Annotated in this window: 20 protein-coding genes; 1 reads left to right on the top strand and 19 read right to left on the bottom strand. The window is 30.3% G+C overall.

Annotation, left to right across the window (positions count from 1 at the left end; genetic code table 11):
* The 19 genes from L1S46_RS24905 to L1S46_RS24820 form a co-directional block, all read right to left on the bottom strand.
* Positions 1-1,071 (bottom strand): HD domain-containing phosphohydrolase, encoded by a 1,071-nt coding sequence (locus L1S46_RS24905; RefSeq protein WP_238901267.1) that lies wholly within the window; start codon positions 1,069-1,071, stop codon positions 1-3.
* 444 nt (positions 1,072-1,515) lie between these two features.
* The gene (locus tag L1S46_RS24900; protein WP_017211655.1) at positions 1,516-2,388 is read right to left on the bottom strand and encodes a cysteine ABC transporter substrate-binding protein; all 873 of its coding nucleotides are present in this window, start codon (positions 2,386-2,388) and stop codon (positions 1,516-1,518) included.
* Between the two features lie 24 nt (positions 2,389-2,412).
* Positions 2,413-3,162, bottom strand: coding sequence for an amino acid ABC transporter ATP-binding protein (locus tag L1S46_RS24895; protein WP_039770893.1), 750 nt, complete (start codon positions 3,160-3,162; stop codon positions 2,413-2,415).
* Between the two features lie 11 nt (positions 3,163-3,173).
* Positions 3,174-3,851: an amino acid ABC transporter permease gene (locus L1S46_RS24890; RefSeq protein ID WP_012058722.1), complete on the bottom strand. Its 678-nt coding sequence runs from the start codon at positions 3,849-3,851 to the stop codon at positions 3,174-3,176.
* Positions 3,832-4,497, bottom strand: a complete 666-nt coding sequence (locus tag L1S46_RS24885) for an amino acid ABC transporter permease (protein WP_012058721.1) — start codon at positions 4,495-4,497, stop codon at positions 3,832-3,834. Before L1S46_RS24885 ends, L1S46_RS24890 begins: the two co-directional genes overlap by 20 nt.
* Before the next feature lie 564 nt (positions 4,498-5,061).
* Entirely contained in the window at positions 5,062-5,484 is a 423-nt protein-coding gene (locus tag L1S46_RS24880; protein WP_041897086.1) for a 3D domain-containing protein, read from the bottom strand.
* Between the two features lie 300 nt (positions 5,485-5,784).
* Positions 5,785-7,257, bottom strand: a complete 1,473-nt coding sequence (locus L1S46_RS24875) for a YdiU family protein (RefSeq protein ID WP_238901266.1) — start codon at positions 7,255-7,257, stop codon at positions 5,785-5,787.
* A gap of 378 nt (positions 7,258-7,635) precedes the next feature.
* On the bottom strand, positions 7,636-7,935 hold the full coding sequence (locus L1S46_RS24870; RefSeq protein ID WP_012058718.1) for a hypothetical protein: 300 nt from the start codon (positions 7,933-7,935) through the stop codon (positions 7,636-7,638).
* Between the two features lie 294 nt (positions 7,936-8,229).
* Positions 8,230-9,282, bottom strand: coding sequence for a galactose ABC transporter substrate-binding protein (locus L1S46_RS24865; RefSeq protein WP_238901265.1), 1,053 nt, complete (start codon positions 9,280-9,282; stop codon positions 8,230-8,232).
* Positions 9,283-9,463: 181 nt separating this feature from the next.
* Positions 9,464-9,592 (bottom strand): hypothetical protein, encoded by a 129-nt coding sequence (locus tag L1S46_RS26450; protein ID WP_017211662.1) that lies wholly within the window; start codon positions 9,590-9,592, stop codon positions 9,464-9,466.
* Between the two features lie 81 nt (positions 9,593-9,673).
* Positions 9,674-11,116 carry an ATP-binding protein gene (locus tag L1S46_RS24860; RefSeq protein ID WP_238861510.1) on the bottom strand — a complete coding sequence of 481 codons (1,443 nt, stop codon included), beginning with the start codon at positions 11,114-11,116 and terminating at the stop codon, positions 9,674-9,676.
* Positions 11,117-11,654: 538 nt separating this feature from the next.
* Positions 11,655-12,701, bottom strand: coding sequence for a glycerol-3-phosphate dehydrogenase (locus tag L1S46_RS24855; protein ID WP_238861509.1), 1,047 nt, complete (start codon positions 12,699-12,701; stop codon positions 11,655-11,657).
* Between the two features lie 135 nt (positions 12,702-12,836).
* Entirely contained in the window at positions 12,837-13,652 is an 816-nt protein-coding gene (locus L1S46_RS24850; RefSeq protein WP_238861508.1) for an HAD-IIA family hydrolase, read from the bottom strand.
* 172 nt (positions 13,653-13,824) lie between these two features.
* The gene (locus L1S46_RS24845; RefSeq protein WP_238901269.1) at positions 13,825-15,204 is read right to left on the bottom strand and encodes a sn-glycerol-1-phosphate dehydrogenase; all 1,380 of its coding nucleotides are present in this window, start codon (positions 15,202-15,204) and stop codon (positions 13,825-13,827) included.
* Between the two features lie 205 nt (positions 15,205-15,409).
* Entirely contained in the window at positions 15,410-16,684 is a 1,275-nt protein-coding gene (locus tag L1S46_RS24840) for a PTS galactitol transporter subunit IIC (RefSeq protein ID WP_012058712.1), read from the bottom strand.
* 221 nt (positions 16,685-16,905) lie between these two features.
* Positions 16,906-17,190, bottom strand: coding sequence for a PTS sugar transporter subunit IIB (locus tag L1S46_RS24835; RefSeq protein ID WP_077841045.1), 285 nt, complete (start codon positions 17,188-17,190; stop codon positions 16,906-16,908).
* Positions 17,191-17,241: 51 nt separating this feature from the next.
* Complete coding sequence (locus L1S46_RS24830) at positions 17,242-17,718, bottom strand: PTS sugar transporter subunit IIA (RefSeq protein ID WP_012058710.1); 477 nt, start codon at positions 17,716-17,718, stop codon at positions 17,242-17,244.
* A 423-nt stretch (positions 17,719-18,141) separates the two neighbouring features.
* Positions 18,142-21,129 carry a sigma 54-interacting transcriptional regulator gene (locus tag L1S46_RS24825; protein WP_238861507.1) on the bottom strand — a complete coding sequence of 996 codons (2,988 nt, stop codon included), beginning with the start codon at positions 21,127-21,129 and terminating at the stop codon, positions 18,142-18,144.
* A gap of 296 nt (positions 21,130-21,425) precedes the next feature.
* Positions 21,426-22,034, bottom strand: coding sequence for a copper homeostasis protein CutC (locus tag L1S46_RS24820; RefSeq protein ID WP_238901264.1), 609 nt, complete (start codon positions 22,032-22,034; stop codon positions 21,426-21,428).
* 296 nt (positions 22,035-22,330) lie between these two features.
* On the opposite strand from L1S46_RS24820, the gene larA reads away from it, so the two are divergent.
* Complete coding sequence (gene larA, locus L1S46_RS24815) at positions 22,331-23,605, top strand: nickel-dependent lactate racemase (RefSeq protein ID WP_238901263.1); 1,275 nt, start codon at positions 22,331-22,333, stop codon at positions 23,603-23,605.
* Positions 23,606-23,691 lie beyond the last annotated feature (86 nt).

The following is a 23,691-nucleotide window of genomic DNA, read 5'->3' as shown; positions in this document are numbered from 1 at the left end:
TTAAATTTCACTAGTCTTCGTAATAAAAAGGGTTAATTCTTTCAGTAGATCGACTTCATAAGGTTCAGATAGTAAACTTCCTGTTTCATCATACAACACCTTTACTACAGGGCGCATTGGCATTGAGTTGTTTTGTTTTACTACTAATCCCTTTTCATTTGAATTTAGAATAACACCACTTCCTGTAGGAAAAGCTGCTATATTCATAGTAAATTTTTTCACTATTTCTTCATCAAAATAAATATTACTCATACCTATTAGATATTCAATTGCTTCATACACAGTTTTCCGTTCATTTTCTTCTCTGCCGGATATCATATTGTCAAACGTATCACAAATCGATACAATTTTTGCCAACTCATTTATTTCGTCTCCTTTTAGCTGCAAAGGATATCCACTTCCATCATTTCTTTCATGATGCATTAAAACAGCCACTTTAACATATGCATTCCAAACATGCTGGTCCCCTAGAAAATCATACCCAATCTTAGAATGCATTAATTCCATATATCTATTGAATTCATTTTCATCTTTAAATTCAGACGAAATTTTTTTATCGTTCATAATTCTTATTTTGCCAATATCATGCAAAAGTGCACCTGCAGCTATATCTTTTAATTTTGACATGCTGTATCCCATATGAGTTCCTATTATTGTAGCTAATACGCATACATTTACAGAATGAGAATATATATTATTATCACTAGCACTTATTTCTGCAACATTTATTAAAACATCTTTATTTGATAGTATATCTTCAATAACTGAGTTGACAGAATTCATAACGCTGTTATTATCAGTTTTTCCTTCACGGCAATATCCGTCTATCATTTTTTTTACTGCATGTTTGCTCATTTGCCGTGTCTTATCAGAAATACTTTCTTCAATATCAAGATTTTTTGATATATCATCATCAATATATACCGAATAAATACCAAGTTCCTTAATTTTTTCGATATAATAAGGTTTCAGCCTCACTCCAACGCTAAGTAAAATTCTACCAGATTCATCAAAAATCTGTTTTCCTAGTATTTCATCTCCCTTTAGGCTGGAAACACTAACAACTCTCATATACACCTCCGAATGAAATAATTAAATATAAGTTTGCTTACAACACAACTTCTAAAGAAAGCAAATTCATACTAAAATCTATTTGGATTTTTATTAACTATACTTAAAAGAAAAAACTTTCCCAAATAGGTATTCATATTTAAATATTAGCATAATCTTACACATTTGACTACCTAAAAAATATCGATATTAATCGATTTAATGCCCATGAATACAAACTTCGTACTCGTATATTCAGATCCTCAAAACAAGAACAAAATCCCAGGCGAATGTATCTTCTTTTTTATTCTCTTTACAAACCATAACTTTCTTATAAAACTTTAATTAAGCGCTTTAAAATACTAGCTGAGCATAATACTTCTTAAACATTGATTACAGTGTATAATTCGGGTGTATAAAAATAAAGGATGAAGATTGCATTGCATCCTCATCCTTTAAAAAATCTTATTGTATTTTTCCACCTTCAACTACAAGGCTATCTTCAAATTCAGCACCATATACTGATTTTAATGTTTCATCATAAGCTTTGTGAACAAAGTTCTCTTTGCCTAAGTTTTCAAGTTCAGTATTAATCCAATCTCTAAGTTCTGTATTACCTTTAGTAACAGCTGGAGCAATGGTATCTGTGCTTCCAAGTGATGGTATACCAACAGAGAATCCAGGATTATCTTTAGCCCATGCAATAACTTCTGTGTTATCACTTAATATAGCGTCACCACGTTTATCTTTTAATGCTTGGAATATTTCTGAATATTGTTCATATTTCACAAGTTCAACGTCTGGATGATTTTTAGTCATATAAGTTTCAGCAGTTGTTCCCTTAGCTACAATAACCTTCTTGCCTTTAAGTTGATCTTCTGAAGTAATTTTAGCGCCATCTGGTGAAACTACACCAAGTGATACTTTCATATAAGGATTTGCAAAATCAACTTTTTCTTTTCTCTCATCAGTAACAGTAAAATTAGCCATAATTATATCAACTTTTTTAGATTCTAAATAAGAAACTCTACTTGCTGCATCAACTAAAACAAATTCAACTTTTGACTCATCTCCAAGTAAATCTTTAGCAAATCTCTTTGCAACATATACATCAAATCCTTGGTTTTTTCCTTCTGAGTCAACATATCCAAATGGAGCTTTATCACTAAACACGCCAATCTTTATAGTTCCACGTTTTTTTATGTCTTCTAAAGAGCTAGACGCTGCTTTATTAGAATCACCTTTATTAGTTTGTGCTGAATTACCACAGCCAACAAAACTTCCAACTACTACAGTACTTAAAAGTAAAGCTGCTACTATTTTTTTTATGCTTTTCATATTTTGTCATCCCCCTATTAATAATTAAAATTGAAATATATTTAGAAAGTGCTTAGCACGTTCTGTCTTTGGATTTGTAAAGAATTCTTTTGGTCCCGACTCTTCACATATTTTGCCCTCATCCATAAAGATTATTCTATCTGCCACTGATTGGGCAAATCCCATTTCATGTGTCACAATTACCATAGTCATGCCTTGCTTAGCTAAGCCTAATATAACATCTAGTACTTCCCTTACCATTTCTGGGTCAAGAGATGCTGTTACTTCATCAAAAAGTATTATTTCTGGATTCATACATAATGCCCTAACTATAGCTATTCTTTGCTTTTGGCCCCCCGAAAGTTGACGTGGATATGAATCTTTCCTGTCAAGTAATCCAACCTTATTTAAAAGTTGTTCTGCTTGAGCAAGTGCCTCAGATTTCTCTCTTTTCTGAACCTTTAAAGGACCTAAAAGTATGTTTTCAATAACTGTCATATGAGGAAATAATTCATAGTTTTGAAAAACCATTCCTATTCTCTCGTGAATCTTTTGCCAATCGGCATTTTTATCTGTAAAACTTTGTTCCTTAAATTTAATATCTCCACCTTGAATTTTTTCTAGTCCATTAAGACATCTCAAAAAAGTACTTTTTCCACAGCCTGAAGGTCCTAAAATAACTAATACTTCTCCTTTGTGAAGGCTTAAGTCAATACCTTTCAATATTTCTTTTTCATCGTATTTTTTGTGAACATCCTGTATTTCAAGCAAGACAGGATTATTATTCTTATCCATGTATGTTCCTCCTAATTATTCCACTTTGATTCTAGTCTTTTCGATATTTTTGATAGTGGATAACATATTATAAAGTACAAGAAGAATATAAAACCATAAATCCAGAAAGAAGCAGTAGGAAACTGAAATCTTGAACTTTCAATAATCTGCTGACCCATCTTAACTACATCTATAACACCTATTAAAACTACAAGCGAAGTAGTTTTAATCATTCTAGTTGCTAAATTGATGGTTCCAGGTATCATTCTTCTTATAGCTTGAGGCATAAGTACATATCTATATATTTGATAATAATTTAAACCTAAAGCCTTCCCCGATTCAATCTGATGTTTTGGTAATGATTGAAGCGATCCTCTTACTATATCTCCCATTTCTGCCGCTCCCCAAAGACTGAATACAATAACAGAAACAACTTCTCCACTAAGATTTATATTTAATGCTGTAGTAACTCCAAAATAGAATACAAATAACCAAACCAATGTTGGTATTATTCTAAAAGCTTCTAGGTAAACTCTGTTAATAAAAAGTATCGCCTTCGATTTTGTAGTCCTACTCAAACCTATAAGTATTCCTAGTATAGATCCTATAATAATAGATATAAAAGCAATTTCTGCTGTTACAAACAGGCCTTCAAATAAACGCTTAATATTGTTTTCTTGAAAAATAACACTAATTGCCGAATTCTGCATATCGAACCTTCCTTTCTATCCAAGACATTAGAAATGATAAAGGTAGAATCATGATAAGATAAATCAAAACTAGCAATGATAATGATTCAAAAGTTCTATAGTACATTCCTATTAAATCCTTTGTTAAATTTGTGAGATCCATTATTGATATAGCTCCAAGCACAGAAGTTTCTTTCAATAAAAATATGCAATTTGCACTTATTGAAGGCATACTTACTGAAAAAGCTTGTGGAATTATTACATATCTAATAAGTTGGCCCTTTGAAAGACCAATGCTTATGCCAGATTCAATTTGTGTTTTGCTTACAGCTTCAACTCCGCTTCTAAAAGCTTCAGCCATATAGCTACCACCAAGAAATGCTAAACCAATTATAGCACAAGTAGCTTCACCCATTTTAAATCCTAATTTAGGCAAACCAAAATACAGAAAAAATATCTGTACGAGTAGTGGAGTATTTCTCGAAAGCTCAATGTAAGCTTGTACAATTTTATCCAAAACTCTTACTTTAAAGTATAATATTATTCCGCATAGTAATCCTATTACCAATGATAAAAGTATCCCTACAATAGCTAACTTTAATGTAAGCCATGCAGCTTTCTCATATAAAGGCAAATTAGTCACTACGAAATTCCAGTCAATATTCATTTAATTATCACCTTTTAATTCTTTTTTTAATTCATACAATTCTTGTAGGAATACTTTTATACTAACAACTATTTACTAGTTTGTCAATCTTATTACTCCATATTATTAATTAGTTAATATATAGTGCATTATTTTTATTTTTTATCTTTATAAAGAACATTTTATTGATACACCTTCAAAATAATTAAGATATTATTGATATTTTATCAATAATACTATATTAATTTTCCTCTTTTCAAAGAACAAAAGTGGCTGCACCACGCTCTTTCTTTATACCATTTTTTACAGGTCAATATCCTTATAACCATTGGTATCACTGGCTCTCAAAATCAAAAAATTCTATACTTTCCTAGACAATAAAAAAAGTGTCCCTATATTTAGAAACACTTCCTTTTAGATATTATAATAATTGAATATTCTCTTTATAAATTTAAGTATCACTGATCTCTAAACAAGCTTGTCTAACTCAATCTGAATTAATTGCTTCCTGGATTTAATTATTAGAATTGCGATTATCAATTATTTTAACACTTATTTAGATTAGTTAAACATTTTCATTTCTCTTTAATTGTCGGATTTTCCAAATACCGTAACCTTAACAGTTTTCCTACCCCAATTATCACATTCACTATCGCTATCAAAATAAACATCAATAGAATTGCCTTTTATAGCACTTCCACTATCTGCAGCTATTGCATATCCATAACCTTCTATATATAAATATGTTCCAAAAGGAATTACGCTTGGATCCACTGCTACTGTACTTATCCCACTTGCATTTCTCTTTGCTATTTTTCCGCTTGCTGTCACACTTCCTGACTCCGCTGTGTACGCTGTTGTTGAGCAGATTATATCTTTATTTTGTGTCGTAGCTGCTTTAGCTAAATTAGCTGAAAAAGCAGTTCCAATACCTAAATAAATACTCAAAGCTACAGAAAAAACGATTGATTTTTTTGCAACTTTTATCCATTGATAACTTTTTGACATCAAATCTCTCCTTTTCAATTTCCAGAATACGTTTTTTATTATACCATAAATTTCATTAGTTGTTAAGTGTAAACGTATAAATTTTATGTCTTTTTTATTACTTTTTAAATTTTTTATATGATTTTTTATTAAAATTAGTTTTAGTTTTACATAATAATTCTAATATTTTTATTATCTTAAATACATAAGCCCAATGATTTATGTATATTTCCACAAAATGAAAAAAGGGCTATATTATGTCTCGCCCTTTTTTAGGTATTTTTTATTTTATTAAAAATTTATTAATATTATTATTTAAAATTAGGTTCCACAATAAGTTCGATACGAGCCGCAAGATTTTTGAGGCAATTTTGCATATTCAGATTGATTATCTGAATATGCATAAGGATTAGATAAAACATGTAATAGTTTATTCATAACAGTATAATCGCCTTCTTCAGCAGCCGCCAATGCTTCCTCAACTCTATAATTACGTGGTATCACATAAGGATTTGAATTTTTCATCAACATATTTGAGGACTCTTTAGATTCCTTCTGTCTATTTAATCTTGCATTCCATAATTCATGCCATTTATCAAATTCTTTAGACTTAAATAACTCCATATCAGAATACTTATCTAAAGTTAAAGCACTAAATGTATTAGTATAATCTGCCTTATATTTATACATAATACTTAGCAAATTTTCAATAAGAGCTTCATCTTGTGATTCTTTATTGAATATTCCGAGTTTTGATATCATTCCTCTAAGCCAATTATCGTGATATAAATCCGCAAACTTTGAAAGTTCATTTTGTGCAATTTCTACTGATTTTTCATGATTGTTATGAAGTAATGGCAACAAAGTTTCAGCAAATCTAGCTAAATTCCATTCAGCTATAGGTGGTTGATTTCCATATGAATATCTTCCTTCTCTATCAATAGAACTAAATACTGTTTCCAGATCATATGTATCCATAAAGGCACAAGGTCCATAATCTATAGTTTCTCCACTAATAGCCATGTTGTCAGTATTCATAACTCCATGAATAAAACCGACTAATTGCCATTTTGATATCAATGAAGCTTGCCGTTTAATAACTTCTTGGAGTAAAAAAATATAAGGATTCTCTAAGTTATCAATATCAGAAAAATGACGTTTAATAGTATAATCAGCTAGAGCTTTGAGCTCCTCTATAGTTCCCCACTTTGCAGCATACTGAAAGGTAGCAACTCTAATATGGCTTGAAGCTACCCGAGTTAGAATAGCACCTGAGAGCACGTTTTCTCTAATTACAGGTTCTCCAGTTGTCACTACTGCTAGACTCCGAGTTGTTGGAATTCCAAGACCTTGCATTGCTTCACTAATAATATATTCACGCAACATTGGTCCAAGCGCTGCTCTTCCATCACCACCTCTAGAGTACGGTGTTCTGCCTGATCCCTTTAGCTGAATATCAATTTTTTCACCACTTGGTGTAATTTGTTCACCAAGTAATATAGCTCTGCCATCACCTAACATATTAAAATAGCCAAATTGATGTCCTGCATAAGCTTGTGCAATAGGTAAACTGCCTTCTTCTATTTTATTTCCAGCAAAGATTGCTACATTGTCACTATCGTGAAGAAATTCTGCCTTCAGCCCTAATGATTCTGCAAGCGGCTGATTAAGAATAACTAATTTAGGCGCCTTTACAGGTGTTGGATTTTGCTTGCTAAAAAGTGTTTTTGGCAAATCAGCATAAGTATTATCTAATTTCCATCCAGTTTCTGATTTCATTTTTATATCTTGCATTATATCTCTCCTTTCTTCTTTTGTATTTTATTTCTTTTATTTTATAATTAAAAACGATATATAACCAAAAGTATTTTTCTTAATTTCTATCATATTTACATAATTACAACCCTTTTTATTATCTGCTTATGTCCAATTATTATACTCTTGTAAATAATCACAGCAATAATACTTTTCACTTTTCAAATAATTGCCGAATACTATTTATTCAATATAAGTTCAACTTCTACTAATTATCCTAATAATTAATATAGACAGTAAATCTAATTTAATAAATTTACTGTCTAACAAAGATTTATATTATCTAAACGTATTTTTCATCATTTTGCATTTCAAATATTTTTATTATCTCTTATATTTATCTTGTTTAAATTGACATTAAGATTGAGATATAAGGCTTCCTGTTACAGAGAATGTTCCATATTTTGTATCAACAGATGCTGACAATAGATTACCATTTAAAATACCTTTAGCAGAATATTTTAACTTGGCCAATAGAATTTTTATTTCTCCAGAAAATTCAAAATTGTTTCCATGAATTCTTCCGTTATTGAATTTGCTTTTAAATCCCATTCCATCAATTGCTCCTGTTAAAGATTCACCATTTATTACAAACGTAATTCTGCCCTGCTGACTACCAAATGGAGCATTTAATACAACATCATATATTTTTGTCAATTTAGCTGCACCCCTTTTTCTTATCTAGATTGTTTATTATATATTAGAATATGATAATTATTCATTAAATTCTTCTATTAAAATAAAAATTTAATTTTAATTTCCTAAATTTAAATCACAATATACCAAGGCAGCTAATTCTATAAGCAATTCTTTTATAAAAATATTTTCCCAATTCTAAATTTAAATAATATTAATTCCATTTAAAATGCAAAAATCTTGAATTGTTTAGATTTCACACAGCACTTCGCATTATTAATTATTTTAATGCTAATTAAACTCTCATTACTTCAACTACTTTATGAATTCATTATACTTTAAATGAACTCTAAATCCAGTTTCATCAAATTTATATTTAGTGTTTTCAAGGGGTGATTTACCATAAGCCAAATTCATACCGATAGAATAAAGAGCTTCAGCAAGATCGCTAGGTTCTACAACAACAGTTCCCGACATAAAACCTTTTTTTATCAAATCTTTAGCAGTTGGCATGCCGTCAATACCTACAACTGGAATTGTTTTAGATTTACCGCCTTTGTTGTATCCATATTTCTGCAAAGCTTCAACCGCTCCTATTGCCATCGCATCATTATTTGAAACTATTGCTTCAATTTTGTCACCATATTTAAGAAATAATGACTCCACAGCACTTTGGGCACAATCTTCCATCCATTCACATGATGGAGAAGCAAGTTCCTCTGTTTTTATTCCAGCATCATTAAGCGCTAAAATTGAGTATTTTGTCCTTAACGATGTTAGAGGGCTTCCGATTCTACCTTTTAGCATAATATACTGCAATGCATCATCGTGATTTTTATCTATTATCTGCTTATTGGATCTCCATTCATTAACAAGAATACTCCCTTCCATAGTACCTGATTGTTCAAAATCAGCACCGACAACAACAAAACGTTTATATGGTTTAACAAAGTTTATTATTTCTTGTACTGGATCAGGATTCAAAATTATAGGAATATCTTTTTCCATTATTTTGCGCAAAGTACTTTCTACATCTTTTAAATTGGGAGAGATTATACTTATAATAAAAAGATCAAAGTCTTGCGAAAGAGCTTTCTCTATGCTTTCATTTTGTTTAGCCTGATTGTCTTTAGCATCAAAAAACGTAAACTTGACTTTGTCTTCATTTTCTTTTTCAATACGTTCTAAATTTTCTTTAAGAAGAGAAATATACATAGCGCTAGAGTTATCCGAAAATACTGCTATTTTAATAGGGGTGTTTTTACTTAAATTGGGGATAGCACATACATTTTTTGTTGAAGTATATAATGATGTAATTATTAATAAAACTAAAATTATAAATGTTATTATTTTTTTTAAGATGCTCATTATAGATCCTCCATTTTTTTCGCCGAGTTATAGTATTTAAATTTATCATGTGTTTTAATATAAAAAATATTCTTAATTTAAAGTAATTAGGTTATAATTATATAAACTTAAAAAGTGCAGTACCAAAACATATTTTTAGTACCGCACTTTTTTCATTCTACAAACTTATAGTTGCCATTTATTACATTTCAGTTCTAGGAATTCCTCTTACAGGTTTATGTCTTTTCCTATTTTTTGCTGGCATAGATGTATTTGTGGTATTTGACGAATCATTTTCATTATTATTTGTAATAAATTTATAGTTTGTCATTTTTTCTCACCTCATTTTTTAGTTTATACCTTTTCTAATTTTTATATTCATGATCAAAAATGAAATACTATCTAAATATTATTAGAAATATATATCAGAAAATTCAACATTAATGGCATTTATTAACCTGTTATCATATCTTTGTGATATTTTACTTTCTTCATTAACTATCTCCTCTTTAATAGGTAAAGTTATAGTAAACTTACTTCCACATCCGACTTCACTCTCAACTTCTATTTCTCCTTCTAATATAATTACTAACATCTTTACAAGAGCTAATCCAATACCACTACCTTCTGCTAACCTCGAAAGATTATTTTCAACTTGTCCAAATCTATGGAATATTACCTTATGTTTCTCTTTTGGTATGCCAACCCCCGTGTCAGTTACAGATATATCTACTGTTTTATCATTGCTATTTTCTTTAAGCTCAACAGTTATTGAGCCTCCTTCAGGTGTGAATTTTATAGCGTTTGATAATAAATTTAAGATTATACGTTCGTATTTTTCATCATCTATTGAAATATTTTTATTATTAATATTAGTTTTAAAATAAAGGTTAATTCTCTTTTGATCCGCATAAACTTTTATTGATTCTGTAATTAATCTTGTTAAAAACACAATATCCAAATATTTCAAATTCAATTTAAACTGATCCGATTTTAATTTTGTAATATCTAACAAATTATTCACAAGTCTCAATTGTCTAAATGTATTGCGTTTTATGCTTCCAATAAGTTTATTCACTGATTCAGGAATTTCACTAATATACACATGTTCAATCAATTGTATAGCTGAATAAATAACATTTATTGGCGTTTTAAATTCATGTGTGATTAAAGTTATAAATTCATCCTTCATTGCTAAATCTTTTTCAAGAAACTCTCTTTGTCTCTTTTCTGATTCATATAATAATTCTTTTTGTTCGGTTATCTTTAGATTTTGCTTTCTTAGCAATAGTTCACGCTCTATTGCATCAACTACAGTAGTTAATGTCATTAAAAAAAATGGATTATGAAGTATAATCGCAGTCATAATACATATACTTCCTAATAAATTACCATCATCTGAATAATGAAATGGAACTCCATAACATGCACTGTCTTGAAAGCATTTATGATAGTGATTGCTTCCTATTAGTTGTATTGGATGGTTTTGCTTAAGTGTTAAACTAACTACATTTGTACCCATTTCCTCTTCTCGAAATTGTATACCTGGCTTAACTCCAAATTGAGACATTGTTTCCCTAATAGATTTATCTCCAAGAACATCTAGCAAATATCCATCTTCATCTGTAATTGTTATCAATACAGGCGTGCCTTCTAATAATTTTATCATCTTATTACTAAAAAATTTGACAACTTCTAGAATTTCGTCATAGGCATCTCTTTTTTGTCCTAATTCCAATTCAGACATAATATTCTTAGGCATTTTAGGATTATTTGAGTCCAACCCTAACTCAAGACATTTCTTTTTTGATTCTATAATATAACTTGCTTCTTGATCGCATTCGCGTTGAAACATATATTGCTACCCCCTGAAAAAGAAAATCAGTAACTCAATATATACTCATTAAAATAAGATTCCTAACTACTTTACTAATTAAAAAAACTTTATGTATTAATAATATCAAATATGTATTAGTGTTATTAACATAGAAACTTATCTTAAATTAAATGGCATTTTGATTTTAACGAAATAAAATTTTATGAGTTACTATGAAATATAGTAAACAAAAAGAAATTAATATACATACATGTATATTAATTCACTTTTTTACACAATTTTCTTATGTAATTATAACACTAACTCTCTTTAACTGGAATAACAATTTTATAAAAATAGGAAAATGGTCAACTTATCCTTTAAAGATTATATCATATATTGTTGAAGAAGCTTATAAAAAGTACAGCACTAAATTCAAATCTAATACTGTACTCAAAATATGATATCAAATAATATTTACTACATACTCATTTTCTAATCATGGTAATTTAACTTTAAAATTTTAATTAAAGTTATTAAACTTTACATTCCAAATTTTCAGCTAGTTAATGATAAATTATAATATTTTTTCAGACTCGAATGCTTTCCATGGAATATTAACCTTGCCATCTGAATTTATAATCTCATCAATATGAGTTATCATTGGAAAATCACTAAGTTTAACTACTCCTTTTTCTACTAAACAATGCACATACTTCGCAGCACGAGTAGCAATAACTACTGATTCTAATGTAACTCCTTTTAATTGTTCCATAGCTTCCTTAAATGAAAATCCTTGTCCTAATAAAGTTCCTATTCTACGTGTACGTCCACCAAATACAGTTACATATAAGTCGCCGCCAAAATATATAATGTTTTCTTCTCCTCCCCCCACTATTTTCAAAAGGCGTTTAGCTTCCTTTATGCTTTGTCCAAAAAGTGCAGCCTGAGAATTATAATGCTCTTTTCCAGAGCCATCAGCTCCAATAGCTAATCCAATAGCTAGTGATACACCTAAAGCATAAGCATTCTTTAGCGCTACTGCACATTCAACACCTATAATATCTGTAGATAAGCTAATATGATAGTATGATGTTTCAAATAAACTCTTAAACTTTCTAAGTAAATTTATATCATCCCCACAAAATACAACTTCAGAATTATCTTTATCTGCAAGTTCATAACTAGTACATGGTCCGCCAACAGCGCTAATAGATAGTTTTTTATTAGAAGGAAGTTTACTTAAAAAGTAGTGAGGATAATTTATCATTTTGCCATCATTACTAGTAATCATTCCTTTTGTTATTGAAAGAATAGGAATCTCTTCAGGTATAATAGGTAATATATTGTCTGCAAACCAGTCCACCCCAAAGCTGCTGACTCCGCAAATAATAAGCTCTGCTCCATCTATTGCTTCATTTACATCTTCAATTTGATAGTATTCAATTCCTGTTTCAGGTAATTGGCGTTTTAATGTGGAATGAAAACCTGTAGCCTTTGCTGTATTTATGATTTCTCTATCTAATGGTGTACCCACAAGTCTTATCTTATTATTATTTTCGGTTGCTGGAAAAGTTAGTGCAGATGCCATTTGACCTGCTCCAATAATTGTTATAATGCTCATAATATTGCCTCCTAATTTTGAATATTAACTTCTTTTTAATTTTTCAAAACTCATAGAATACAATTACTTTCCATGAATTTTCAATACTTTTTTAACATACAATGACTAGATAAAATTCTTCTAATCATCAAGGTCTTAAATAAAGCTTTCATAAAACTGCATCAGCTCTTCACCAATATATTTAATTGATGAAAATACATAATCTGCAGTTATGTCAGATTCTCTATACATAGCTTCTGATGTCTCACCACTTAATACAAGAACGCTAGTTATTCCTGCATTCACTCCAGTTTTAATGTCAGTGTAAAGTCTATCTCCTACAATTGCCACTTCTTCTTTTTTAAGCCCATACTTTTCAATAATAGCCTCTACTATATATCCATATGGCTTCCCTATAACCACAGGAGAAATACCTGTGGATGATTCAAACATTCTTATCATAGAGCCAGTATCGGGCATATATTTGCTATTTTCAATTGGGCAATTGAAATCTGGATGAGTAGCTATAAATGGTACTCCATCTCTTATATAATCACAAGCTGTCCATATTTTTTCATAAGTTAGTGTAGTGTCAAACCCAAGAACTACATAATCCGGTTTGTCATTTTTGTCCTTAACTAGTATAAAGCCAGCCTTTTCAAATTCTGCCATAAGTGGTTCTGTACCCATGAGATATATCTTGTTACCTATGCAGTTTTTCTTCATATACCATATGGTTGCTTCACCAGATGTGTAAATCTGTTCTTCATCAACATAACAGCCAAATGCTGAAAGTTTTTGCTTATAAGTTGATTTATTTTTCGAAGAGTTATTTGTTAAGAATATAAATTTCTTTTGTTGACTTTTTAAAATGTCTAGAAAGTCTAGAGCTCCATCAATAATTGTATTTCCAAGATAGAAAGTCCCGTCCATATCTAATAGAAAACATTTAATATCTTTTAAATCATTCATTTTTACCTCCACATTAAAACATATAATTGTCTTATATGTTGTTGGATTTAGGCACATGAAAGAAAATAACAAGTCCAAAATGCCAAGCCTATTTTTGATTAGTCTCATAGCAAGTCTATTAGGTAATCTGCTGAAGAAGCATGATGGAAAATAGGCTTGGCAGATGAATTTGTTATTTTTTTGATTGTGCCTTATACAATTTATCAGCAATTAAATTAGCAATTTCATCTGTTAATCCAAGATTATCGATTAAATGCACAACGCCATATCTTGTTCTTATGTCCTTTGCAGCAATAAAAGTCTTAATAAATAAATTCTTATCTATTCCAATCTCTTCTGGATGCCATACACATCCACCATCCTGTAGTATTTTCTTTACTTTCTCAGAACTTGGAACTAGAGTATGTCCAATATCAAGAATTTCTTTCCAGTTTGCTGCTATCTTTTCTGCATTTTCTTGTCTCCTATCAGGATCCAATTCAATTGCATCCTTTTTATAGTTAATTACATTAACTGCCACTTTACCAAATACGCTTTCAATATTTTGTCTCCATTTATTCATATCGTAGTATCTGAAGCTTTTCTTAGCCATAACACTTTCTATATCTATATCCTTTAATGCTTCAAATAACATAGCCATTACAACTGTACCTACTCCAACAAAATTTCCATGTACCCATTTTTCTTCACTATTTCTTGTATGAAACATTATTTCCCATCCATGAGCAATATGATGCTCAGAACCTGATGCAGGTCTTGAAGAACCTGACATTCCTATAGTTATTCCCGACAATACTAGCGCATCTGTTATATTTTTTACTACTTCATCATCCCTTTCTGGAATCCTTGGTGCAGCAGCAACACACTTATTTACTGTAGATTGAACCATATCCGCAATAGTCTTACAATAATACTCCCCTGTTAAGAGGTTTGTAATTGACCAGTCTGCGAGAGCAGTATATTTACCTAATACGTCCCCAAGTCCTGAACAAAGTAAATACATTGGAGCATTCTTCATAATGTCAATATCCGCATATATTCCATAAGCATAGGCTGCTTTATGAGATTCTTTGAATCCATCTGTAATTAAAGGCGATACTACAGATGCATATCCATCCATAGATGGTGCAGTACATACTATGGCATAAGGCACATGTGCTCTGTAAGCGACATACCTGCAAATGTCATTTATAACGCCTGAGCCTACACCAAGTATAAGTTCTGTATCATCTTCTATTTCTATTAAAACTCTTCCAAGAGCATATACATCAGGCAATAAGTGTTCCTGTGGAAACACATATTTCTTTAATAAAAAATCATTATTTAATGTTTCTTCAACTCTTTTTCCTGCTATATCATATGTGTGGACATCCTGTATAATTAATATTTTTTTATTCCTAAACTCTTTTAGGAATTCTGGAAGCCGTTCTATTATATTACTTCCTATTTTTACAGAATTAATTTCTACACTGTGCCTTTTTCCACATTCACACTTAAAATCCATTCCAATAAGTTCTTCTACTTTTAAATTTGTTACTTCCACTATAACCATCATCCTTTCCTTGTAAATAGCCAATGGTATTAAAGAGTACTAATAAGCACTCTTTAACAAATTAGGTTATTTAATCTTATCTGATGTCTAGCCACTGTAACACTCCCATCTTCTATTAAAGTGAGAGATAACAGTGGCACGACCCTAGATAACTTCAACTAACCTTCAGTGAAGGTTAAAACTCCCTCTGAAGCTAAGTTTCACTTTATAGACTTCCTGTGAATAATTGGAATATCTTAATTACTATCCAGTTTAAGAAATTTCCTCCCATATCTAAACTTGAAATAGTTGATGTTCCTGCCGGCATTGTAAATTGAGCCATTTGAGCCATTTGAGTATGGAATCCCGAAATATTTGTTGCCATTAGTAATCCTAATGCCATAACAATTGTACCTGATATAACTGAGTGAACTATATTACCTTTTGCTGCACCAACTATAAAGGCAACATAAAAACATATTGTAGCTAAATCTCCAAAAGGTAGAACTTGATTTCCAGGTAATATTACTGCTAAGAATAATGTAATAGGAACTAATACAAGTGCTGTTGCAATAACTGCTGGATGTCCAACAGCTACTGCTGCATCCAAACCAATTGTAAGATTTCTATCTTTCCCAAAATTTTTCTTTTGTAAGAATTCTCTAACTGATTCTGAAACAGGAATTAAACCTTCCATAAGTATTCTAACCATTCTAGGCATTAAGAACATGACACCAGCCATTGAAATACCTATTTGCAAGATTTTATCTACACCATAGCCAGCAAGAATTCCAAGTACAATACCAAGAATAAGTCCCATCATCATAGGTTCTCCAAAAACGCCGAATCTTTTTTGAATAGTTTCTGGGTCTGCTTTTAAATTTTTTATGCCTGGAATTCTTTTTACTACACTAACAATAGGAATTCCTATAAGACCACAAGCTGCAGTTGAACCGGTTGGCAATGATACTCCCTCAAGTCCAAAGAATTCTTGAACCATTGGAGCTGTCTTATCTGCAATTTTAATAACAGCAACTTCGTATAAAATACCAGCCAAAATAGCAAGTAACCAGTTACCATTAGTTAATACGTATACACTTGCACCAGCTGCAGTAAAGTGCCAATAATTCCATATATCAATATCAACTACATTTGTTGTCTTTGTAGCTAACATTACTAAATTTACTAGCATAGCTATTGGAATCATTATTGCTGCTATAGGAGATGCCCAGCTTATTGCAGCTGCTGCTGGCCAGCCTACATCTATTATGCTTAGCTGTAATCCATATCTAGTAACCATTTGTTGTGCTGCGCCACCAAGATTTGTTGTAAGCAATCCAACAACCAAATTTATACCAACAAATCCGATACCAATTGTAATACCTGATCTAAATGCTTTTTTAAATCCTTGTCCAAATATAATACCAATGATAGTAATTGTTAATGGCAGCATAACAGTTGGTCCTAAGTTCAAAATGTATTGCACTACATTTAATAACATTTTCTTTCCCCCTATATTATCAAATTTTATTTACTTTTATAAATTCTCAATTAAGTGTTCATATCATAAATTTGTATATATGATTTAGTTTTTGAACAAAAAATACTATTAATTAAGATGTGTTGTCCTAAGCTTCAAATACATAATTTTATGTGCTATAATAATTAGTAGTCCAATTAAATTTTTTATATAGGTCCACCTTTAAAGTGGCCTATCTTTTTTTATTTCAAAGCATCTATAATTCCTTGGTCAACTTTTCCTGGATTAATGTTAGTTAGATAGTTCATAGCATTAATTACAGGGAATTTATAATTTCGTGATGAAATTGTAGTTGTTACTAAAAGATCTGCTTGATCTTCATAACCTACCACCTCTGAAATCTTGCATTGTATAATTCTCGCATTAATCCCATTAGTTTTAATCAAGTCTTCCACCTTTTTACATACAACTGTTGAAGTTGCAATTCCTGTACCACAAGCTACTAATATTAATTTTTGTTTGTCCATTTTTTTGCCTCCTTAAAATAAAATCATATAATTTAAATAATTGCTCATTAATTATTCGCAATTACAATTAAAGCTTGAAACGATATCATACACCTCGTCGCTATTTTTTGCTTGAAGCATATTTTCGAGAATGCTTTCATTCTGGATTAAAAACATTAATTGCTGTAACATTACTATCTGACTATGAGGTTCATTTAAAGCCATAGTAAATACTATATTAACATCTACACTTCCATTTCCATCCATGCTATTAAATTTCACTGGATTTTTTAGTGTTGCAATGGCTATTGCTGGTTTCTTAACATGTATGGCATCTGTATGGGGTATTGCAACATTGTATTTTCCAAGTAATAAACCTGTAGGAAATTTACTCTCTCTATTTACTAACCCATTAAAAAAGGAATCTTCTACAAATCCTGCTTCTAATAATATTGGAGACATCTTCTTAAAGACATCCTCTGCTGATCTAGCTTCAAGATTATTTACTACTAAATCTCTTCTTAAAAATTCTTTAATACTTCTAGTCATTTAACTTCCTCCTTTTTTGTAAGTATTTTATACGTTTTCATCCATGATTACATCTTCATAATATTTACAAAGCAATTATCATGCCAAAACTATGTTGAAAAGGTAATAATATATATTTTTAAACCCAACTTTAAATTTAGCTTCAAGGTTATTTAACGCTAAATTTCTTCTCAATAGTTTCTAAATGCTTCAAGTCATTAAACTACCTCCTTTTTTGTATAAAATTTCTTTAATATTTCTAGTAATCATACTTCTTCTTCACTTGATGTTGTTTTTTTATACTTTTTTATATTTGATTACATCTTCACAATATTTCTAAAGCAATCGCCGTGCCAAAACTATGCTGAAAAGGTAATATATATTTAAAAATATAAAGTTACAAGATAAAATTTTTACTTTTTACCTTGTAACTTAAAATAGTTATTAGATTTTTAATAATATGTCTGAAATCTCTTTTGGAGAATTTGATTTTCTTAATTTATTAGCTACTTCTGTCTTTGATAAGGTATCAAATAATTGTCTAACCACTTTTCCATCATTTTCTTTAAGTGCCAACATAATCACAACGTCTACCATACAATTATAATCCCATAAAATAGGATTATTAAGTTTAAAAATAGCTATAGATGATTTTTCAACGAATTCTGATAGGCCATGAGGTATTCCAAATGTTCCTTCAAACAAGGTTCCTCCAAGCATTTCTCGCTTATACACACTCATTGTAAAATTCTCACTAACTCTTCCTTTTGATATAAGAAGACTACACATCTCATCTATTAAATCACTTTTGGTAAAGCTATCATTATTAACTTTTATTAATTCCTCATCAATTACATTTATTAAAGGATTAAACTGTTTCTTATTTATTCCAAGGAATTCTTTTAATCTTAATTTACCTGATTCTTTTAAAATATCCTGAAAAGATATAAATGGAATACTTTCTAATTCAGGATCTATAGTTCCGACTATTGCAGCTATATCATGATCTCTACTAATTTTAATTATTTCATTTTGAGCATTATCTTTATTTATAATTCCAACTGATATAATTCTTAAGTTCTTATTTGTATTTCCTAGTACTACATCTTCAAGATACTTTTTTATTTTTAACGCGGTCCCTTCACCTGTTATACATATTGTAATTATAGTTTTAGTATATTTATTCGCCCCTTTAACTTTCCCAACGTAAGCCTTGTCTCCATCAAGAGCTTTAGAAATTTCGTATAAGTTACTATTCTCCATTAATGATCTTCTAACTGCTTCTAATACCATTACAGTATCTACCCTACCAATAACTCGAGTTGGAATTCCTGTTTCTTTTGTTATTATTTCCCCAAATGTAACCAGTGATCCCATATCAACCAATATCAAGCATCCTTTACCTTCATTAACTCTTTTAACCACTTCTATAGCTCTTTCAAGTAAAGTTTGAGGATTTTCATCTAGTGACATTTCAATTCCAACTGCAAGATTTGTACCTAATAGTTTATTTGCTACATCGACCATACCACAAGCAACATGTCCATGGCTTAATACAATAACAGCCACTCTACTTACATTTTTATCCACCTCAGAAAACGTTTTTAGGTACATGGCAATAAAGCCTATTTCGTCTTCTGGAAGTTCAATATCTAAGCTATTATTTATTTCTTTAGTTAATATTTTTGCAATTCTGTATTCATTGTAATATTCCTTCTTTATATAATCTGATTCAGGATTCCTTACTATTCTTCCCTGTTTTAGTCGTTCATAAGTTGAATTCAAATGCATTGCTACACAATAATAAAAATTTTCCTGGATATTTTCTATATATTGTTTTGCAATATCAGTTACTTTTTCAACCACATTTAATATTTTTTCATCTATTATATTTTTTAGTTCTTCCTTTGGAAAAAACATATTTGATTCTATATTTTTTGCAAACTTACTTAAATTGAATTCCACTTTGCTCCACAATATTTTATTAATTTCATCTTTACTTAACCCCTGCTTTTCAAGTTTATAATACTTTTCCTCTATATTACTATATATTCCATCAGGTAACATATATCTATCATCTTTGGATTTCTGTGTCACAACATCATTAGGATTAACAACCAAATCTTCATTAAAAATATCTTCTGACACTAGTTCTCTATCCTTAACACTTAATATTTCTAGAGGAACATGCTTAGGCAAATCTTTTATATCAATAGCAACTTCATTTGAATTATTACTTAAGGAATTACAAAAACCTCTTGCACATGCAACTTGTATATCACTTCGCAGCTGTCCTATGTTCCCTGGACAATTGTATAATAGTAACGATCTAATGACTTCATATCGTATGGTAATTTCCTTTCCAACTCTAGCTGATTCTTGTGAAAAAAAACTTTTAATCAAAACATATTTTTCATTAACGGGCCTGTTGTTAATAGACGGAAGTTCAATTATCATTGGAATTCTTCTTCTGAATGTTAGTAGCAAGGATGATTTTGGATCTTCTGTTGTTGCTGCAATTATCATTACATTTGCTGTCCTACTATTTTCAGTTTCACCAAGCCTTCTGTACTTTCCCTTATCCAACAGATAAAACAATATTTCCTGACCTTCGCTTGGTAATCTATGGACTTCATCTAAGAATAGTATCCCATTGTTTGCTTTCTCCACTAATCCAACTTTATCCGTGATGGCGCCAGTAAAAGCACCTTTACTGTAACCAAACAATTGAGAAAGAAGTAATTGTGGATTATCTACATAATCAGCACAGTTAAAAAGTACAAATGGTGCATTCTTATCAAAATGCGAAGAACTAATAGCAAAATTATACATAGCCTCTGCAAAAAAACTTTTTCCAACACCAGAAGCTCCAAGTAAAAGAGTATGGAGCCCATGAGGTGGATATAACACTGCTGCTTCTGCTTGACTAATTGCATTTTTTAACGAGCCGTGATATCCTATAATATTTCTTAAATAATTAGTGTTACTTTTATCGCCCTTATTTGAATTATCTATATTGGAGCTATTATTAATTTCAGTCCCATCTTTATCAACTACTGATTTAACTGTTATAAAATTTTTCGGTTGATCTTTATTTAAATTTGATTTTTCAGCAGCATTCTGCGGAAAAACTTCTGAAATTATACTTTTTTTAATCTGCGATACTGAATATCTAGAAATATCATATCCAAGAATAGATAGTCTTTTGCATAACTGCCTATCTGAAATATCTTTATCTTCAATAATTATTTCTTTTATATCACTATATAGAATTGCTTCTTTTCTTTGGCGAGAATTATTTATATTTTTTTCTGTTCTAAATTGAGTTATATATTCTCTAGTCGTATTTACTAATTTAGCAATATCACTGTCGGTTAATGGCTTTCTTTTATCCTCATTTTCAATTAAATCTAGTATTTTATTTTCCAGCAAAATTCTCCCCCCAGTATTAGTGTAATTATATATGTTACAAAAATAATTCTTCATCATAATTCTAAAAATATTTCAAGAATTTTAGCCATAATTGTGAATTGTGCATTGCAACATATATATTATTTAAAACTCTATGAATAATCGTTAGTAACAATTATATTATAAATCATTTTACTACTTTTTCCATATATTTAGGTTTACTTATTTTGCCATAATACATTAAATTTACAAAAATATTCCGACTTAAATGCAGTATTGTTAAAAAAGCTCTGCTTTTTGTATAGTTATTTATAATACTAAACTACTCTAGTACCATGTATTTCAACTGCACCTGTATATTCCAAGAGAAAATCTCTATTTTCCTTATTAACGCCTTTTCCTGGCATTATTGAAATTCTACCGTCTGCATATTTAACTAAATCTTTTAAACACTCTTTTCCAGCCATAGCATTTTCACATCCGCCCTTAGTAAGTATTCTATCTATTCCTAATTTAATTATTTCATCTACGGCTATCTTTTTATCCTCAACTTCGTCAAATGCCATATGAAAAGTTATTGTCATAGGCTTTGCCAAATTAACTAACTCCTCTATTATTTCTTTATCTACCTTAGAATCTTTTACAGAACCAATTACCACCCCGTGAACTCCAAGTTCTTTGCACATCTTCACATCGTATTTCATTATTTCTAGTTCTTCTTTTGTGTAAGTGAAATTTCCACCGCATGGCCTTATAATAACCATAACTGGTATATCTATATCCTCAACAATTTTTCTTATTGTTCCGTAACTTGGAGTTGTTCCCCCCTCCATCAAATTATCACAAAGTTCTAGTCTATTAGCTCCTCTTTCGGCAGCTAAAATTGCCTCATTATAATTCCCCACACATGCTTCAAATATTTTCATAACTTGCCTCCTATTTTCTTACTCGAGTTTTTTATAAACTTATAAATTAATCCCTATGTATAACCATAATTAACTAATAAATTAATTTTTTATTCTACTAGTCTATACGTAGAACTTGTATATATCTTAACATTTCTCGGTCACTTAAATAAATACATATATAAATTCCTAAAAAAATATTTATAATGAATTTTTATCTAAGTTATGAAAACATTTAAATTGGCCTTACCAATTATAGAAATGTATGTTATAATTTGAGTGTAAATACAATTATTTTTATTTAGGGAGGTTATTTTATGGCTTCGATCGAGATTCCATACTCAACAAAATCTTTAAAAATAAACATTGATGATAAAAATCTAAAGGGCATTTTAGTTTCCAAGGCAAATACCTATAAAGCTGATATTTCACAAAATGATATAGTGAATAAAGCTCTTGATAATTGCATAGGTAGTAAATCTTTAGAGGAATTAGTAATTGGTAAAAATAATATGGTTATTATAACTAGTGATCATACACGACCTGTTCCTAGTAAAATTACCATGCCAATTTTATTACAAAGAATAAGAAACGTTAATCCCAATATAAACATAAAAATTCTTATAGCCACAGGCTTTCACAGAGCAACAACTAGAGAAGAAATGATAAATAAATTCGGACAAACCATCGTTGATAACGAGGAGATTATAAACCATATTTCAACAGATGAAAATAGTTTAATAAATGTGGGAACACTACCTTCTGGTGGTGAGTTATTCCTAAATAAATTAGCGATGGAAACCGAGCTCCTAATAGCAGAAGGTTTTATAGAACCACATTTTTTTGCTGGATTTTCTGGTGGAAGAAAAAGCATATTACCTGGAATAGCTTCAGCAAAAACCATAATGGCAAATCACTGTTCTGAATTTATTAACAGCAATCATGCAAGGACTGGAATTATAAAAGATAATCCTATACACAAAGATATGCTCTATGCTGCTGAAAAAGCAAATCTTGCATTTATACTAAATGTAGTTATAGATGAAGATAAGAATATTATAAATGCTTTTTCTGGTGATAGTAAACTTGCTCACGAAGAAGGTTGCAAATTTGTTATGGAGCTTTCCAGTGTAAAAAGTATACAAGCTGACATTGCAATTTCAAGCAATGGTGGATATCCACTAGATCAAAATATATACCAAGCTGTAAAGGGTATGACAGCTGCAGAAGCTACATGCAAGAAAGACGGAGTAATTATTATGATAGCCGCTTGTAACGATGGACATGGTGGTCAATCTTTTTATGAAACTATAGCAAATTCAAAATCTCCTGAAGAACTTCTTGAACAAATATTAAAAGTTCCTAGAAATGAAACAATTCCTGATCAATGGGAGATTCAAATTTTAACACGAATTCTATGTAATTACACTGTAATCGTTGTTACAGATATGTGCGATCCGAATATGATTAAGAGCATGCATATGAAACATGCTTATACTTTTGACGAAGCATTAAACATTGCATATGACATAAAAGGTAAAGATGCTGATGTTGTAGTTATTCCAAATGGTGTAGGTGTGGTTGTCAAATAATAATCAATAGCTTATAATCAGGACCACCCGTAAAACGGGTGGTTTGCTCTGCGCCTGTAAGGCTTTGTTGCTGGCTGTGCTACTCG

Origin of the sequence: Clostridium sp. YIM B02500 (assembly GCF_022324665.1) — a bacterium.
Classification (GTDB): domain Bacteria; phylum Bacillota; class Clostridia; order Clostridiales; family Clostridiaceae; genus Clostridium; species Clostridium beijerinckii.
The sequence above is the reverse complement of the archived record's forward strand: the minus strand, read 5'-3'. Positions and strand labels throughout refer to the sequence as shown.